Below are 15,601 nucleotides of genomic sequence, written 5' to 3' on the forward strand. Positions count from 1 at the left end.
CGGGTTACCGGGCTTTTTTGTTTCTGTGCGGCGAAGAACGTGATTTTTACTGAGGTAGCGGGCGCTTTGCTTTACACTGGAAATCCTTTCCTTAAGAGGTCGCAACGATGTCCACAGCAAAACTGACACAGCAAGACATGACGGAAAGTGAGCAGCGCGAACTGAAAACGCTGCTCGACCGCGCGCGCATTGCAGAAGGCCGCACGCTGACCAACTCAGAAATCAATCACATCAAAAAAGAATACAGCGATAAGCTGATGGCCGAGCGCGAACTGGCAGCCAAAAAAGCTCGCGCCCTGAAAAAACAAAAAGCGTTAAAACCTGATACCTCAGCGACCTACTCCTGGTCTGCTAATACACATATTCGTGGGAAGCGCTAATTTAGCGATTCAGAGAGAGGATAAAATTGCTGTCGTTGCTGGTCGCAAAGGCGTCATCAGAAAAAAAGACGGAAAATCAATTTATTGATTTTCATCTGCTAACCACAAAGAAGGAAAAAACACGTTTTATCCTTCTTTGTCAGCAGCCTTAACGCCCTTTCTTCTTGCGCCCTGGCTGGGCAAAGCGTTTACGTGATGCCAGCTCTGCCGGGGTTTTTGCACTGCTTTTCGGCCCGCTGACGACTGGCTTTTTGATCGCCGCAGCTGGTTTCGCCTTCGGTTTCTTTGCAGGCTTCGCTTCAGAGGAAGAATCCTCAATCAGCTTAAAGAGCTCCACCAGCTCGTCATCCGTCAAATCGCGCCATTCGCCCAGCGGTAACCCTTTCATGCTGACGTTCATAATACGGGTGCGCTCAAGCTTCGTGACCTCATAACCAAAATGTTCACACATGCGGCGAATCTGACGGTTTAGCCCCTGCACCAGCGTTATGCGGAAAACAAACGGCGCTTCTTTTTTCACCTTACATTTTTTAGTGACGGTGCCCAGCATCGGCACGCCCGCGCCCATGCCACGAATAAAGTCGTCGGTGACCGGCTTGTTTACCGTGACGATGTACTCTTTCTCGTGGTCGTTCCCGGCGCGAAGGATCTTATTCACCAGATCGCCGTGGTTAGTGAGGAAGATCAGCCCCTGCGAGTCTTTGTCCAGACGGCCAATCGGGAACACGCGCTTGCTGTGGTTCACAAAATCAACGATGTTGTCGCGCTCGGCGTCTTCCGTGGTGCTGACGATCCCCACCGGTTTATTCAGCGCGATCAGCACCAGATCGTCTTCATTACGAGGTTCAATAAGCTGACCGTTGACCTTCACCACATCCCCGGCAAAGACCTGATCGCCAATCGCGGCGCGCTTGCCGTTGATAAACACGTTTCCCTGTTCGATGTAGCGGTCGGCGTCGCGGCGCGAGCAGATGCCGCTCTCACTGATGTATTTGTTCAGGCGAATGGATGAGTTGGTCAGCATGGTTCCTCCGTAAAAAAACGGACTATACCCTACCCGTCGGGCGTTGCGAACAGCCCAGCCTCACTTTGCTTGATTATCTGGAGATTTCTCGCAAATGAGTAAAAGGCTTTGCGGCCTACTTTCCAGTTTAGCGATCACCCTGTTGAATGCCTCGTAACAGGCGGCTATTTTTCGCTCTACCGATAGTCAATTCGTAATTTAAAAACTACAATCATCGATGAACGGACTCAAACAAACGGATGCTTACCGCCGCTGGGAAGCCAACCTTAAAGATAAAACAGCAAAAGCCTTTATCACCGCGCGATTGCATCGCCTGGTCAATGGCCTTACCGGGGATGTCAAACCTGTTGGCAACGGTATCAGTGAACTTCGCATTCATTATGGTCCTGGCTACCGTATCTACTTTCAGCAACGTGGCAGAAAAATTGTTTTGCTTTTATGCGGCGGTGATAAACGCTCGCAGCAGCAGGATATCTTAATGGCAAAATATCTGGCCCGGATTTGGATTGATGATGAGGAAGAGGATGAAACTTAAGATAACGGATTACGATTTTACTTCGGCACTGGTCGATGACGAAGCCATCGCCATTTTCATGGCCGATGCGCTTGAAACGGGCGATGCGGCACATATTGCGAGTGCGCTAGGTATTGTCGCAAAAGCGAAAGGAATGACTTCGGTTGCCGCCGACACAGGCTTATCCCGCGAGCAGCTTTATCGTTCCTTCAGCGAGGAAGGCAACCCCACCCTGAAAACTACGCTGGCCGTGATGAAGGCTTTGGGTATCGAACTGACGGCTAAAATGCCGAAGTGAATGATTAAATACAGCTTACGGGCGACAAACATTAAGTCTGCAGCCCGCCGAAGCTTTACTGCGGTTTGGCCGCGATCGCGGCGATTTTTTTCTGAATATCTTTGTCCAGGTTATTCACCCAGTGATTATATGAACGGTGGATTTCACCGCCTGACGCCAGCAGGTTAACGCTGCTGACGTAATGTATTGAGTAATCTTTTTCACTGTAGTTAATGCGCACGGTCACGCTGTGCTTACGCACATTCTGCGTCGCATTAATAACGCCCGGACCGGCCACGGACATGATCCAGTCGCGCCCCTGCCCGGCGTTGATAATCGCCTCTTTGACCTGTTCGGTCGTCACGTGAGCGGTAATGATTGTCTGTGGGGTACGCACCGGCTCGGTGCGCTCGAGTGCCGAACACCCGGCTAATGCCGCAATACAAATAGCGCCTGCCAATAGCTGCTTAAGCTTCATCAAAATCATCCTTAAATTTAAAATTTTGCGCAGCAGATTATAGCCGGGTGGCTAATTTATAAACACTAATATTCGTCCCGCTCGTCGTCATCGTCCGGCTGTTCCAGCACGCTATAAGCCACAGCGCAGAACAGCGAGTTCAGACGTTTCATGTCCCCCAGCAGCCCCAGGTGCAGCGAACTGGTTTCGATGCTCTGCACGTTTTGCTGATGCAGGCGATCGACGTGCGCGTGGGAGTAGCGGCGGTTCAGAATCCGGAAGCGGTGTTTGTTACGACGCAAACGGCGGGCGCTATTAACGTCCCCGGAGAAGAACACCGACAGGCTCAGCTTCAGGTTGCTGGTCAGCTGTTGAAGCAGGGTATCCAGCTCCGTCAGGCCATCCGGGGAAAACGCCCGGCGTGCGGAGAGGGATTTGTCGGCGACCTCGCTACCCATGCGCTCGATGATGTCCGCGGCCTGTTCAAGGTTCAGCGACATCTCGATAATTTCCGCCCAGCGGCGGGATTCGATTTCAGCCAGATCCTCTTTTTGCATCTGCGCCATGTACAGCTTAATGGCGGTATAAAGCACGTCTACGTCATCGGCCAGCTTGCGCAGCTCCTTCTCCTGGCGCGGTTCGCCGTGCATCACTTTGCTCCACGTCTCCAGCATCTGCTCCAGCACATCCCCCATGCGTAACGTTTCACGGGCGGCATTCGACAGGCCAAGCGCAGGCGTATCCAGCGCCGTCGGATCGAGGTGTTTCGGCTTCATGCGCCCGTCGATTTCCGGCGCTTCGCTGATGACGCGGCGGCAGAAGCGCGCCATTGGCTCGGCGAAAGGCACCATCGCAAGACAGCGAATGAGGTTGTAGAAGACGTGGAAGTAGATCACCAGCTCAGATTCAGGGAGCGGCAAATGTTGCATCCAGCGGGCCAGGATATGCACGAACGGCAGGACGATTAAACTGCCCACCAGCTTGAACAGCAGGCTGCCAAGCGCAACGCGGCGGGCGGCGGCATTGGCGGCGCTGTTGTTGATCATCGCCAGCAGACCAGAACCGAGGTTCGCGCCGATGACCAGGCACAGCGCAACGTCAAAGGAGATCACGCCCGTCGACGTTAATGTCGCGGTCAGCAGCACGGCAGCCAGGCTGGAGTAACTGATAATGGCGAACATCGCGCCAATCAGCGCATCCAGCATGATATCGCCGGTTAAAGAAGCGAAGATCACCTGCACGCCGGAGGCTTGGGTGATAGGCGTCACGGCGGCCACGATCAGTTCCAGCGCCTGCAAAATCAGACCCAGGCCAATCGCTACCCGTCCCAACTGCCCCGCCCGGGACTGCTTACGGCTGAGGAAGAATATCACCCCGACGAAAATCAGCAGCGGCGAAAGCCACGAGAGATCGAACGTCAGCACGCGCGCCATCAGCGCCGTCCCCACGTCGGCCCCAAGCACAATCACCAGAGCAGGCGTGAGCGCCACGAGATCCTGAGCCACGAACGAGGTGACCAGCATAGTGGTGGCATTGCTGCTCTGGACAAGCGCAGTTACGCCAATGCCCGCACAGAAGGCGAGCGGTTTTTTTTCAACGCTGCGGCTAAGCACACTACGGAGATTTGCGCCGTAAACGCGCATGATGCCGGTGCGCACAATGTGCGTCCCCCAGACCAGTAGCGCCACCGCAGAAAGCAGATGCAGTAAAGTAAGCACACTTTCTCCTGGTTAGTTAGATCGGAAATTCCTTCTCTTTCCAGTATATACGGATTGGCGGCAATAAGGGGGCGGGAGGCATTTGTAGGGTCGATAAGCGCAGGCGCCATCCACCGATAAAATGTTGTCGGGTGAAGCTAACGCTTACCCGACCTACAAAACATCAGTCTGCGTCGTACCCCAGGTTCGGGGCCAGCCAGCGTTCGACGTCCGTCACGGACATGCCTTTACGACGGGCGTAGTCCTCAACCTGATCGCGCTGAATTTGCGCAACGGCGTAGTACTTGCTGTCCGGGTGGCTGAAGTACCAGCCGGAAACCGACGCGCCAGGCCACATGGCGTAGGACTCGGTCAGCTTCATGCCAATGACGTTTTCGACGTCCAGCAGCTCCCAGATGGTCGCCTTTTCCGTATGTTCCGGACAGGCCGGATAGCCCGGAGCAGGACGGATCCCCTGGTAGTTCTCGCGGATCAGCTCTTCGTTGCTGAGGTTTTCCGTCGGCGCATAGCCCCAGTAAACCTTACGCACCCGCTCATGCAGATATTCCGCAAAGGCTTCCGCCAGGCGGTCCGCCAGCGCCTTCAGCATGATTTTGTTGTAATCATCGTGCTGCGCCTCATAGGCATCCGCGAGCGCGTCTTCTTCCATACCGCCCGTGACGGCAAAGGCACCAATGTAATCCGCTTTACCACTGCTTTTTGGCGCCACGAAATCGGCCAGGCAGTAGTTGGCGAAGCCCACCTTCTCCGTTTGCTGGCGAAGGTGATGCGCGACGGTCAGCACGCGAGTTCGCGTCTCATCGCGATAAATTTCTATGTCATCCACAACGCGGTTAGCCGGGAACAGCCCCACTACGCCGCGCGGGTTGAGGGCTTTTTCCGCGTGAAGCTTGTCGAGCATTTCGTTAGCGTCTTTGAACAGGCGCTGCGCCTCTTCGCCCACCACCTCATCTTCAAGGATGCGCGGGTATTTGCCAGCCAGCGACCAGGTCATGAAGAACGGCGTCCAGTCGATATAGTTACGCAGCGTTTCGATGCTGGCCGTCACTTCCTGCACGCCCAGACGATGGGCGACCGGCGGCGTATAGCTTGACCAGTCGAAGGCAAGATCGTTTTCACGGGCTGCGGCAAGCGTAACCGGCGGCGTACGTGGTTTCTTGCGGGCGTGCTGGGTACGCACGGTTTCGTACTCTTTACGCGTGCGGGCAACAAAATCGTCGTGCTGCGTCGAGGAAAGCAGCGCGGAGACCACGCCGACGGTGCGCGAGGCGTTCTGCACATAGACCGTTGGGCCGCTGTAGTTCTGCTCGATTTTCACCGCCGTGTGCGCCTTGGACGTTGTCGCCCCGCCAATCAGCAGCGGCAGCGTGAAGCCCTGGCGCTCCATCTCTTTGGCCACGTTGACCATTTCGTCCAGCGACGGCGTGATAAGCCCGGACAGGCCGATGATATCCGCCCCCACTTCGCGAGCAGTTTTGAGGATTTTCTCCCCCGGCACCATGACGCCGAGGTCGATAATTTCGTAGTTGTTACACTGCAGCACGACGCCAACGATGTTTTTGCCGATGTCGTGAACGTCGCCTTTTACGGTAGCGAGGACGATTTTGCCGTTGGTCGAGCCTTTCTCTTTGCTGGCTTCAATGTACGGTTCGAGATAGGCAACCGCCTGCTTCATTACTCGGGCAGACTTCACCACCTGCGGCAGGAACATTTTCCCTTCGCCGAACAGATCGCCCACCACGTTCATCCCGGCCATCAGCGGCCCTTCGATAACTTCAATCGGGCGCGCGGCCTGCTGGCGGGCCTCTTCGGTATCCAGTTCGATAAATTCGGTAATGCCTTTGACCAGCGAGTAGGACAGGCGCTTTTCGACGTCCCAGCTGCGCCATTCCGCCTGCTGGGCGTTGGCGGTGTCGTCGCTTTTGGTCCCGCGATATTTCTCTGCCAGATCCAGCAGGCGTTCGGTGCTGTCGTCGCGGCGGTTCAGAATCACATCTTCTACCGCATCGCGCAGCTCCTGCGAGAGGTCGTCATAAATCGCCAGCTGCCCGGCGTTAACGATGCCCATGTCCATGCCGTTGCGGATAGCGTAATAGAGGAACACGGCGTGAATCGCCTCACGCACCGGGTCGTTGCCCCGGAAGGAGAACGACACGTTCGATACGCCGCCGGAGATCATCGCGTGCGGCAGCTCGCGCTTAATGTCTTCACAGGCGCCGATGAAGTCCTGAGCGTAGTTGTTGTGCTCTTCAATGCCCGTCGCCACCGCGAAGATATTCGGGTCAAAGATAATGTCTTCCGGCGGGAAGCCGACTTCTTCGGTCAAAATCTTGTAGGCGCGGCGGCAAATTTCAATTTTACGCGCACGGGTATCCGCCTGGCCCTCCTCGTCAAAGGCCATCACCACCATCGCGGCTCCGTAGCGACGCACCAGTTTTGCATGGTGGATAAACTGCTCAACGCCCTCTTTCATGGAGATGGAGTTAACGATGCCTTTGCCCTGAATGCACTTAAGGCCTTTTTCGATGACGTCCCATTTGGAGGAGTCGATCATGATTGGCACGCGGGCAATGTCCGGCTCGCCGGCGATCAGGTTGAGGAAGCGCACCATCGCCGCTTCGGCGTCGAGCATCCCCTCGTCCATGTTGATATCGATGATCTGCGCGCCGCTTTCGACCTGCTGGAGAGCAACTTCCAGCGCTTCGTTGTATTTCTCTTCTTTGATCAGCCGCTTAAATTTAGCGGAGCCGGTGACGTTGGTCCGCTCGCCGACGTTCACAAACAGGCTGTCTGCGCCGATATTCAACGGCTCAAGCCCCGCCAGACGGCAGGCAACCGGCAGCTCAGGCAGCTTGCGAGGCGCAACGCCTTCAACCGCCCTGCTCATCGCCGCGATATGTTCGGGCGTGGTGCCGCAGCAGCCGCCGACGATATTCAGGAAGCCCGCCTGCGCCCACTCGCCAATCTGTTCGGCCATGGTGCTGGCATCCAGATCGTACTCGCCAAAGGCGTTCGGCAGACCCGCGTTCGGGTGGGCGGTGACGTAACATTCCGCGATGCGCGACAGCTCGGCGACGTACTGGCGCAGCTCGTCCGGCCCCAGCGCACAGTTCAGACCAAAGGTCAGCGCGTCCGCGTGGCGCAGGGAGTTATAGAAAGCTTCTGTTGTTTGTCCGGAAAGGGTGCGGCCTGACGCATCGGTAATCGTGCCGGAAATCATGATTGGCAGATCGACGCCCAGCGCTTCAAATTCAGTCTTCACGGCGAAAATCGCCGCTTTGGCGTTCAGGGTATCGAACACCGTTTCGATCATAATCAGGTCAACGCCGCCTTCCACCAGCGCGCGGGTGGATTCGCGATAGGCGTCCACCAGCTGGTCAAAGGTAACGTTACGGAATGCGGGATCGTTAACGTCCGGGGAGATAGAGGCCGTGCGGTTCGTCGGGCCTAACACCCCGGCGACGTAGCGCGGTTTTTCAGGCTGACGGGCCGTCCACTCATCGGCACAGGCGCGGGCCAGCTTCGCGGCTTCATAGTTGATTTCCGCCGACAGGGATTCCATCTGGTAATCCGCCATCGCGATGGTCGTGGAGTTGAAGGTGTTGGTTTCGACGATGTCGGCACCCGCTTCAAAGTAGGCATAGTGGATCGCGGCGATAATTTCCGGTTTGCTCAGCACCAGAAGGTCATTGTTGCCCTTCAGGTCGGACGGCCAGTCCGCAAAGCGTTCACCACGGAAATCGCTCTCTTCAAGACGGTAGCTTTGGATCATGGTTCCCATACCACCATCCAGAACCAGAATGCGTTCTTGCAACTGCTTGTGCAGTTTTTCTACTTTGTTGCTCAACTCAGGCTCCCGGGGACTTAACGGATCGTTGCGGTGCGAAATAGTTCATAACCGGCGAAAAGGCCAGCAGACCATACTGGCATAAGTTACCGGAGGGTAAAAGATATCAAACATGAGACATGTTCAACTGACTGCTCCGATGAGTGGCGTGCTGGTTGCATTATCGCCAAATAAAACGAAAATGATTTCCACGATATGAAAAAAGGAGTCTGCTATGGTCGCTGCCGTTCCCGCCAAACGTGGTAAAAAGCCTCGCGCTGCCACAGCCGCTGCCCCGCAGCCAACCGGGCAGGTTCAGTCGTTAACCCGCGGCCTGAAGCTGCTGGAGTGGATTGCCGAGTCCCACGGCAGCGTGGCGCTTACCGAGCTTGCCCAGCAGGCCGGACTCCCTAACTCCACGACGCATCGCCTGCTGACTACCATGCAGCAGCTTGGCTTCGTGCGCCAGACTGGCGACCTGGGCCACTGGACGATTGGTGCCCATGCGTTTGTCGTCGGCAGCAGCTTCCTGCAAAGCCGTAACCTGCTGGCCATTGTCCACCCGATGCTGCGCAAGCTGATGGAAGATTCCGGCGAAACGGTGAACCTGGCCGTGCTCGACCACAGCGACCATCAGGCGATTATTATCGACCAGGTGCAGTGCACCCAGCTGATGCGCATGTCGGCCCCTATCGGCGGGAAGTTACCGATGCATGCCTCAGGCGCGGGGAAGGTATTTCTGGCGAACTTAAGTGACGATCAGGTGGGCACTCTGCTGCACCGCAGGGGGCTGCACAGCTACACTCCGGCGACGCTGACGTCACCTTTGCATCTAAAAGAAGATCTGGCCCAGACGCGTAAACGCGGCTATTCGTTCGATGATGAAGAGCACGCGCTGGGTCTGCGCTGCGTGGCGGCGTGTATTTTTGACGAGCACCATGAGGCGTTTGCCGCCATTTCCATTTCGGGGCCGATTTCACGCGTCACAGACGACCGCGTGACGGAGCTGGGCGCGCTGGTCATTAAAGCGGCGAAAGAGATCACTCAGGCTTACGGCGGCGGGCGCTAACCCGCCGCTTTTAAATCTGCGAAGCGCTGGCAAAAACGCTGGCGGCGCCGGTAGGCGTAGACATCCTCTACGTGCCCATTGCGGATACGCTCCTGTAGTGCGCGCCAGTAGCTGGCCTGGAAAAGGTCACCGTGCATTTCATCAAACAGCGGACGAATGCGAGGGTCGGCACAAAGATAGTGGCGAAACTCCTCGGGAAACACATCCCCCGGCGAGACGCTGTACCAGGGCTCGGCGGACAGTTCATCCTCCGGGTAGCGCGGCGGCGGGATATCGCGGAAGTTCACTTCCGTCATGTAGCAAATCTCGTCGTAATCGTAGAATACCACCCGGCCATGGCGCGTCACGCCAAAGTTTTTAAACAGCATATCGCCCGGGAAAATGTTCGCGGCGGCAAGCTGGCGGATGGCATTGCCGTACTCTTCCACCGCATCCCGCAGCTGCTGCCCTTCCACCCTCTCCAGCCACAGGTTCAGCGGCACCATCCGGCGTTCAATGTAAAGATGGCTGATGGCAATACGGTCGCCCAGATCGGTGAGTTTTTCGGGCGCTTCTTCCTGTAGCAGCGCCAGCAGCGGGGCGCTTATCTGGCATTTATCCAGCACGAAGTTTTCAAACTCCTGGGTATCCGCCATGCGCCCGACGCGGTCATGCTCTTTGACCAGCTGATAGCAGGCCCGTACGCGCTCGGCGGTCACTTCTTTTTGTGGGGCGAACCTGTCTTTAATCACCTTAAACACCCGATCAAATCCCGGCAGCGTAAAGACCAGCATCACCATGCCGCGTATGCCAGGAGCCTCGATAAACTGTTCATCGGTGGCGGAGATATAGCTGAGGTATTCGCGGTAGCTTTCCGTTTTGCCGTGTTTCTGACAGCCAATCGCCATATACAGCTCGGCGGTGGTTTTGCCCGGCAGCAGCTCGCGCAGCCATTCAACCAGCGCTGCCGGCAGCGGGGCGTATACCATGAAATAGGAGCGGGCAAAGCCAAACACGATGCTCGCCTCGCTGGCGCTGGTCAGGCAGGTATCCACAGCCAGCCGCCCGTCGTCGGTGCGATGGATCGGCAACAGAAACGGCATTTTTCCCTCGGGCAGCACCAGTTTGCCTACCAGCCAGGCCGCTTTGTTACGATAGAAAAGCTCGTTGGCCACTTCCAGCTGCGCATGGCGCAAAGCATCGGCACCAAATGTTTCATTGAAGTGCGCGACGATATAGCCCGCGTCACGCGTCAGATCCTGCCAGGGCAGCCGCAGCGGTAAATCGTTGAGCATGTTCCTCAGCATCGGCTGCCATCCCAGCCCGGGGGTAAAGGATTTAGAGAGCGGTCGGGGAATAGTACGAAAGCGCCCTTCGGCCTGGGAGCTGAAAATAAAAAGCCGCTCGGGTGTCAGCGAGCGGTGGTCAAATAACCGGCAATAGACGGAGTTAAAAAAACTCTCTGCAATTTCGAAGCGAGGGTAATCCGGTAATAAACTGGTGTACTGCTCTTTCACGCGCAGCAGGAAATCCGCATCCGTGTTTTCACTCCCGGTAATACAGCGCAGCTGCTCAACAACCAGCCCGACGTGGTGGTCGTAAAGATGGATACGGCTTTTCATCGCCAGCTGCACGGCGTGCCAGTCAGCCTGTTCGAAGCGCTGCTGGGCACCGGCGGTGATCTCCAGAAAACGGCCATACTGCGCGTCAAAGCCCTGCAGGATGGTATGGGCAATTAACAGCTCTCTCCGGCGTACCATTCTTAGCCCCTTTCACTTGTAAGGCAGAAAAGCGCAGCGTTTCCACCTTCTCAAAAGTGGCGGATGACGCGCTGCTTATCCGCCCTACGCTTTCCTGCGAGTTGCTTAGAACTGCTCTTCTTCCGTCGAGCCGGTCAGCGCGGTCACGGAGGAAGCGCCGCCCTGAATAATCGTTGTCACGCGGTCAAAGTAGCCGGTTCCCACTTCCTGCTGATGGGAGACGAACGTATAGCCTTCCGGCGCGGCGGCGAATTCTGGCTGCTGCACCTTTTCCACATAGTGCTTCATGCCTTCGCCCTGCGCGTAGGAGTGAGCGAGATCAAACATGTTGAACCACATGCTGTGGATCCCCGCCAGCGTGATGAACTGGTATTTGTAGCCCATCGCCGACAGCTCTTCCTGGAAGGAAGCAATGGTTTTGTCATCAAGGTTTTTCTTCCAGTTGAAGGAAGGCGAGCAGTTGTAGGCCAGCAGTTTGCCCGGGAAACGGGCGTGAATCGCCTCCGCGAAGCGGCGGGCCTGGTCGAGGTCCGGCTTCGACGTTTCACACCACACCAGATCCGCATACGGCGCGTAAGCCAGCCCGCGGCTGATTGCCTGCTCGATGCCAGCGCGTGTGCGGTAGAAACCTTCCTGAGTGCGCTCGCCGGTGACAAATTCACGGTCGTATTCGTCGCAGTCCGACGTGATTAGGTCAGCCGCATCGGCGTCGGTGCGGGCAATCAGCAGCGTTGGCACGCCCATCACGTCCGCTGCCAGGCGGGCAGCAACCAGCTTCTGAATCGCTTCCTGGGTCGGCACCAGCACCTTACCGCCCATATGGCCACATTTCTTCACGGAAGCGAGCTGGTCTTCAAAGTGAACCGCCGCTGCCCCTGCCTGAATCATAGATTTCATCAGCTCAAAAGCATTCAGTACCCCGCCAAACCCCGCTTCCGCATCGGCGACGATCGGCAGGAAGTAATCCACGTAACGCGGATCGCCCGGCTCAATATTCGATGCCCACTGGATCTGATCCGCGCGACGAAAAGTATTGTTGATCCGATCCACTACGGCAGGGACGGAGTTCGCCGGGTAGAGCGACTGATCCGGATACATGCTCGACGCCAGGTTCGCGTCCGCCGCGACCTGCCAGCCCGAGAGATAAATAGCCTCAATACCCGCCTTCGCCTGCTGTAAAGCCTGCCCGCCGGTCAGCGCACCGAGACTGTTGATATAGCCTTTTTTGGACTCGCCGTGCAGCAGACGCCACATTCTTGCCGCGCCGTTCTGCGCCAGCGTACATTCCGGGTTCACCGAACCGCGTAGCTTCACAACCTCTTCCGCAGTGTACGGACGCTTGATGCCATCCCAGCGCGGCTGGGTCCAGTCCTGCTGAAGCCGTTCGATTTGTTGGGTACGAGAGATTTTAGTCATGGCAGATGCTCCTTTTTATAAGTTGGGTTCAGGCAAGCAGGCGGTAGCCCGGCAGCGTCAGGAAGTCTATTAGCGTGTCGGAGGTGGTGATCTGCTCCATCAGACGCGCCGCTTCGTCAAAGCGCCCCTGGCTGAAACGGCGGTCGCCCAGCTCCTCCTGAATGACGAGCATCTCCTCCGCGAGCATCTGGCGGAACAGCGCTTTGGTTACCGTCTGGCCGCTGCTGAGGGTTTTCTCGTGGTGGATCCACTGCCAGATAGAAGTACGTGAAATTTCAGCAGTTGCCGCGTCTTCCATCAGCCCGTAAATCGGTACGCAGCCATTGCCGGAAATCCATGCCTCGATGTACTGCACGGCTACGCGAATGTTGGCCCGCATACCTTCTTCGGTACGCTCACCGGGACAGGGTTCCAGCAGCTGTGCGGCGGTAATCGGCGCATCTTCATGACGCGTCACGTCGAGCTGGTTTTGCTTATCACCCAGAGCGTTACTGAACACGTCCATGACGGCATCGGCCAGGCCTGGATGGGCAATCCAGGTGCCATCATGCCCGTTGGAGGCTTCCATCTGCTTGTCTGCTTTAACTTTATTGAGCACCCAGTTATTGCGCTCGCTGTCTTTGCTGGGGATGAACGCCGCCATGCCGCCCATCGCAAACGCGCCGCGACGGTGGCAGGTTTTGATCAGCAGGCGCGAATAGGCGTTCAGGAAAGGTTTATCCATGGTGACCGACTGACGATCCGGCAGCACGCGATCCGGGTGATTCTTCAGCGTCTTGATATAGCTGAAGATATAGTCCCAGCGGCCGCAGTTCAGGCCAACGATGTGATCGCGCAGCGCGTGAAGGATTTCGTCCATCTGGAACACGGCTGGCAGCGTTTCTATCAGCAGCGTTGCTTTGATGGTGCCGCGCGGCAGGGAGAAATGATCTTCGGTGAAGGTGAATACTTCACTCCACCAGGCCGCTTCCTGCCATGACTGAGTTTTCGGCAGATAGAAGTACGGGCCGCTGCCTTTCGCCAGCAGCGCATCCACGTTGTGGAAGAAGTAGAGGGCAAAATCAAACAGGCTGCCGGGAACTGGCTCATCGCGCCAGGTGACATGCTTCTCGGGCAGGTGCAGACCACGCACACGGCAGATCAGCACGGCTGGATCCGGTTTGAGCTGATAGATCTTGCCGGCTTCGTTGGTCCAGCTGATAGTCCCGTTGATGGCGTCGCGCAGGTTGATCTGCCCGTCGATCACTTTGCTCCAGCTCGGCGCCAGCGAATCCTCAAAGTCGGCCATAAAGACTTTCACGTTGGCATTCAGCGCGTTGATCACCATCTTGCGTTCAACCGGGCCGGTTATCTCCACGCGGCGATCCTGCAGGTCCGCCGGAATACCGCGAATCATCCAGTTAGATTTACGAATGGAACTCGTTTCCGAAATAAAATCAGGACGCTCACCTGCATCAATTGCCGCCTGCTGCGCGACGCGCGCTGCCAGCAGCTTATTGCGCTGCGGCGTAAAGCGGGTAACCAGCTCGCTGAGGAACTCGATGGCATCCGGCGTCAAAATCTGCTGCTCTTGTTCTCCGAAAGGCTGGCTAAAGGCCAGCTCCGCGCTAACTGTCTGTTGTGTCATACGTTCTTCCCCTCATCTCATCCCGTCGAAAAGCCAGATCTATCTGGTAAGGCCAGTGTGTGGTTTTCGCTCAACAGAATTAAGACTACTTGAGGATTTATTAAAATCAAAAACAATTTCCATTTTTGATTTGAAAATCGTTTATCACATTGAAAAATAGGAGATTAAAATTTATTCAGATGGGGAATCGGTTTTTAGACATGAAAACAGGCACCCTGAGGTGCCTTCATGCCGCTAACGGTGGGGCGCTGAAACGCTTAATCGAGCGTAGGATTCATGTGGCGGAGATCGAACGGGGTGATCTGGTAAACGTAGTAGTTGAGCCAGTTGGTGAACAGCAGGTTGCCGTGGCTGCGCCATGTCGCGCGTGGTTTTTTCTGCGGATCGTTATCCGGGAAATAGTTGTACGGCACGTCCGGGTTCAGGCCAGCCTCTACGTCGCGGAAATACTCGCCGGAAAGCGTATGCGCGTCATACTCCGGGTGGCCGGTCACAAAGGCAATACGCTTATCTTTGCTGCCAAAGAGGTAAGCATCCCCCTCCTCCGACTCGGCAAGGATCTCCAGATCGGTATAGTCACGAATCAAAGACGCCGGGAAGTCAGCATAGCGAGAATGCGGAGCAAGGAATGAATCGTCAAAGCCGCGCGTCAGCAGCGCATGGGGATAAGTGAGATGGTGTTCATACACGCCGGACAGCTTCTCTTTACGGGTTTGTTTAGGGATACCGTAAAGGATATTCAGTGCAGCCTGCACGGCCCAGCAAACAAACAGCGTGGAGGTAACGTGATCTTTTGCCCAGTGCAGCACCTGCTCTATCTGCGGCCAGTAGGCAACATCGTTAAATTCCACCAGGCCCAGCGGCGCGCCGGTGACGATCAGTCCATCAAAATTTTCATCCTGAATATCTTCGAAATTACAGTAGAAATTGTTGAGGTGCTCCGCCGGGGTATTACGGGACTCACGAGAATCGATACGCAGCAGCTGAACGTCAACCTGAAGAGGAGAGTTAGAAAGCAGACGCAAAAACTGATTTTCCGTCTCGATCTTTTTCGGCATCAGATTAAGGATAAGTACCTTAAGCGGGCGAATCTCCTGATTGCTTGCGCGTGAAGTAGTCATGACAAAGACGTTCTCTTCACGCAGGAAATTGACGGCCGGTAACTCATCCAGTACCCGAATTGGCATAACCTCTATCCTCACAGCATACGTTTAAACGTTTAGACATCCAGATAGCTGAAGATAACGCGACCCTTGTCAAATGTCGAGTCTTCATAAGATAGTTGAAAATGTTTCACTTAACCGGGGGGGTTGATGACAGTGGAATATAGGGATTAATGGCTGTGATTATGGTGTTTTATACCAGGAGCGTCAGAGGTTTTTCCTAAACCGCAGACGGCAAAAAGCCCTGTACAGAGTACAGGGCTTTCTACTTGTTTGGAGCCTGGCAGTTCCCTACTCTCGCATGGGGAGACCCCACACTACCATCGGCGCTACGGCGTTTCACTTCTGAGTTCGGCATGGGGTCAGGTGGGACCACCGCGCTAGTGCCGCC

General features: G+C 56.1%; 12 protein-coding genes and 1 rRNA gene. 4 read left to right on the forward strand and 9 right to left on the reverse strand.

Annotation, left to right across the window (positions count from 1 at the left end; genetic code table 11):
• The first annotated feature begins 107 nt into the window (after positions 1–107).
• Positions 108–380: a YjbD family protein gene (locus HYQ67_RS20625; RefSeq protein WP_202307108.1), complete on the forward strand. Its 273-nt coding sequence runs from the start codon at positions 108–110 to the stop codon at positions 378–380.
• A 148-nt stretch (positions 381–528) separates the two neighbouring features.
• On the opposite strand, the gene rluF is transcribed toward HYQ67_RS20625, so the two are convergent.
• The gene (rluF, locus tag HYQ67_RS20630; protein ID WP_202307118.1) at positions 529–1,404 is read right to left on the reverse strand and encodes a 23S rRNA pseudouridine(2604) synthase RluF; all 876 of its coding nucleotides are present in this window, start codon (positions 1,402–1,404) and stop codon (positions 529–531) included.
• Between the two features lie 217 nt (positions 1,405–1,621).
• Here rluF and HYQ67_RS20635 point away from each other — a divergent pair, with 217 nt between their 5' ends.
• Positions 1,622–1,939 (forward strand): type II toxin-antitoxin system RelE/ParE family toxin, encoded by a 318-nt coding sequence (locus HYQ67_RS20635; protein WP_202307120.1) that lies wholly within the window; start codon positions 1,622–1,624, stop codon positions 1,937–1,939.
• Positions 1,929–2,216, forward strand: coding sequence for an addiction module antidote protein (locus HYQ67_RS20640; RefSeq protein ID WP_202307122.1), 288 nt, complete (start codon positions 1,929–1,931; stop codon positions 2,214–2,216). Before HYQ67_RS20635 ends, HYQ67_RS20640 begins: the two co-directional genes overlap by 11 nt.
• A gap of 55 nt (positions 2,217–2,271) precedes the next feature.
• Here the strand turns inward: HYQ67_RS20640 and HYQ67_RS20645 are convergent, their stop codons facing one another.
• The 3 genes from HYQ67_RS20645 to metH all read right to left on the reverse strand — a co-directional run bounded on the left by HYQ67_RS20645 (position 2,272) and on the right by metH (position 8,217).
• Positions 2,272–2,673: a hypothetical protein gene (locus HYQ67_RS20645; RefSeq protein WP_202307123.1), complete on the reverse strand. Its 402-nt coding sequence runs from the start codon at positions 2,671–2,673 to the stop codon at positions 2,272–2,274.
• A 65-nt stretch (positions 2,674–2,738) separates the two neighbouring features.
• A complete protein-coding gene (locus HYQ67_RS20650; protein WP_202307125.1) occupies positions 2,739–4,370 on the reverse strand; it encodes a sodium-dependent inorganic phosphate transporter in 1,632 nt (543 codons plus the stop codon).
• 163 nt (positions 4,371–4,533) lie between these two features.
• Complete coding sequence (metH, locus tag HYQ67_RS20655; protein WP_202307135.1) at positions 4,534–8,217, reverse strand: methionine synthase; 3,684 nt, start codon at positions 8,215–8,217, stop codon at positions 4,534–4,536.
• Positions 8,218–8,431: 214 nt separating this feature from the next.
• Here metH and iclR point away from each other — a divergent pair, with 214 nt between their 5' ends.
• Entirely contained in the window at positions 8,432–9,265 is an 834-nt protein-coding gene (gene iclR / locus HYQ67_RS20660; protein ID WP_202307145.1) for a glyoxylate bypass operon transcriptional repressor IclR, read from the forward strand.
• Here the strand turns inward: iclR and aceK are convergent.
• The 5 genes from aceK to rrf form a co-directional block, all read right to left on the reverse strand.
• Complete coding sequence (gene aceK, locus HYQ67_RS20665) at positions 9,262–11,004, reverse strand: bifunctional isocitrate dehydrogenase kinase/phosphatase (protein ID WP_202307147.1); 1,743 nt, start codon at positions 11,002–11,004, stop codon at positions 9,262–9,264. The two genes, iclR and aceK, sit on opposite strands and share 4 nt — an antisense overlap.
• Before the next feature lie 105 nt (positions 11,005–11,109).
• Positions 11,110–12,420, reverse strand: coding sequence for an isocitrate lyase (gene aceA / locus HYQ67_RS20670; protein WP_202307149.1), 1,311 nt, complete (start codon positions 12,418–12,420; stop codon positions 11,110–11,112).
• A gap of 28 nt (positions 12,421–12,448) precedes the next feature.
• On the reverse strand, positions 12,449–14,047 hold the full coding sequence (gene aceB / locus HYQ67_RS20675) for a malate synthase A (RefSeq protein ID WP_202307151.1): 1,599 nt from the start codon (positions 14,045–14,047) through the stop codon (positions 12,449–12,451).
• Between the two features lie 257 nt (positions 14,048–14,304).
• Entirely contained in the window at positions 14,305–15,234 is a 930-nt protein-coding gene (metA, locus tag HYQ67_RS20680) for a homoserine O-acetyltransferase MetA (protein ID WP_202307153.1), read from the reverse strand.
• A 254-nt stretch (positions 15,235–15,488) separates the two neighbouring features.
• Positions 15,489–15,601 (reverse strand): 5S ribosomal RNA (gene rrf, locus HYQ67_RS20685); the annotation flags it as partial.

It is taken from the genome of Dryocola clanedunensis subsp. sulfonylureivorans (genome assembly GCF_016756775.1).
Classification (GTDB): Bacteria; Pseudomonadota; Gammaproteobacteria; order Enterobacterales; family Enterobacteriaceae; genus Dryocola; species Dryocola clanedunensis.

Excerpts from the sequence above, each read along its gene's own strand:
- metA (WP_202307153.1), bottom strand. The coding sequence starts at position 15,234 with ATGCCAATTCGGGTACTGGATGAGTTACCGGCCGTCAATTTCCTGCGT.
- aceB (WP_202307151.1), bottom strand. The coding sequence starts at position 14,047 with ATGACACAACAGACAGTTAGCGCGGAGCTGGCCTTTAGCCAGCCTTTC.
- rluF (WP_202307118.1), bottom strand. The coding sequence starts at position 1,404 with ATGCTGACCAACTCATCCATTCGCCTGAACAAATACATCAGTGAGAGC.
- HYQ67_RS20645 (WP_202307123.1), bottom strand. The coding sequence starts at position 2,673 with ATGAAGCTTAAGCAGCTATTGGCAGGCGCTATTTGTATTGCGGCATTA.
- iclR (WP_202307145.1), top strand. The coding sequence starts at position 8,432 with ATGGTCGCTGCCGTTCCCGCCAAACGTGGTAAAAAGCCTCGCGCTGCC.
- HYQ67_RS20640 (WP_202307122.1), top strand. The coding sequence starts at position 1,929 with ATGAAACTTAAGATAACGGATTACGATTTTACTTCGGCACTGGTCGAT.
- aceK (WP_202307147.1), bottom strand. The coding sequence starts at position 11,004 with ATGGTACGCCGGAGAGAGCTGTTAATTGCCCATACCATCCTGCAGGGC.
- HYQ67_RS20635 (WP_202307120.1), top strand. The coding sequence starts at position 1,622 with ATGAACGGACTCAAACAAACGGATGCTTACCGCCGCTGGGAAGCCAAC.
- HYQ67_RS20625 (WP_202307108.1), top strand. The coding sequence starts at position 108 with ATGTCCACAGCAAAACTGACACAGCAAGACATGACGGAAAGTGAGCAG.
- aceA (WP_202307149.1), bottom strand. The coding sequence starts at position 12,420 with ATGACTAAAATCTCTCGTACCCAACAAATCGAACGGCTTCAGCAGGAC.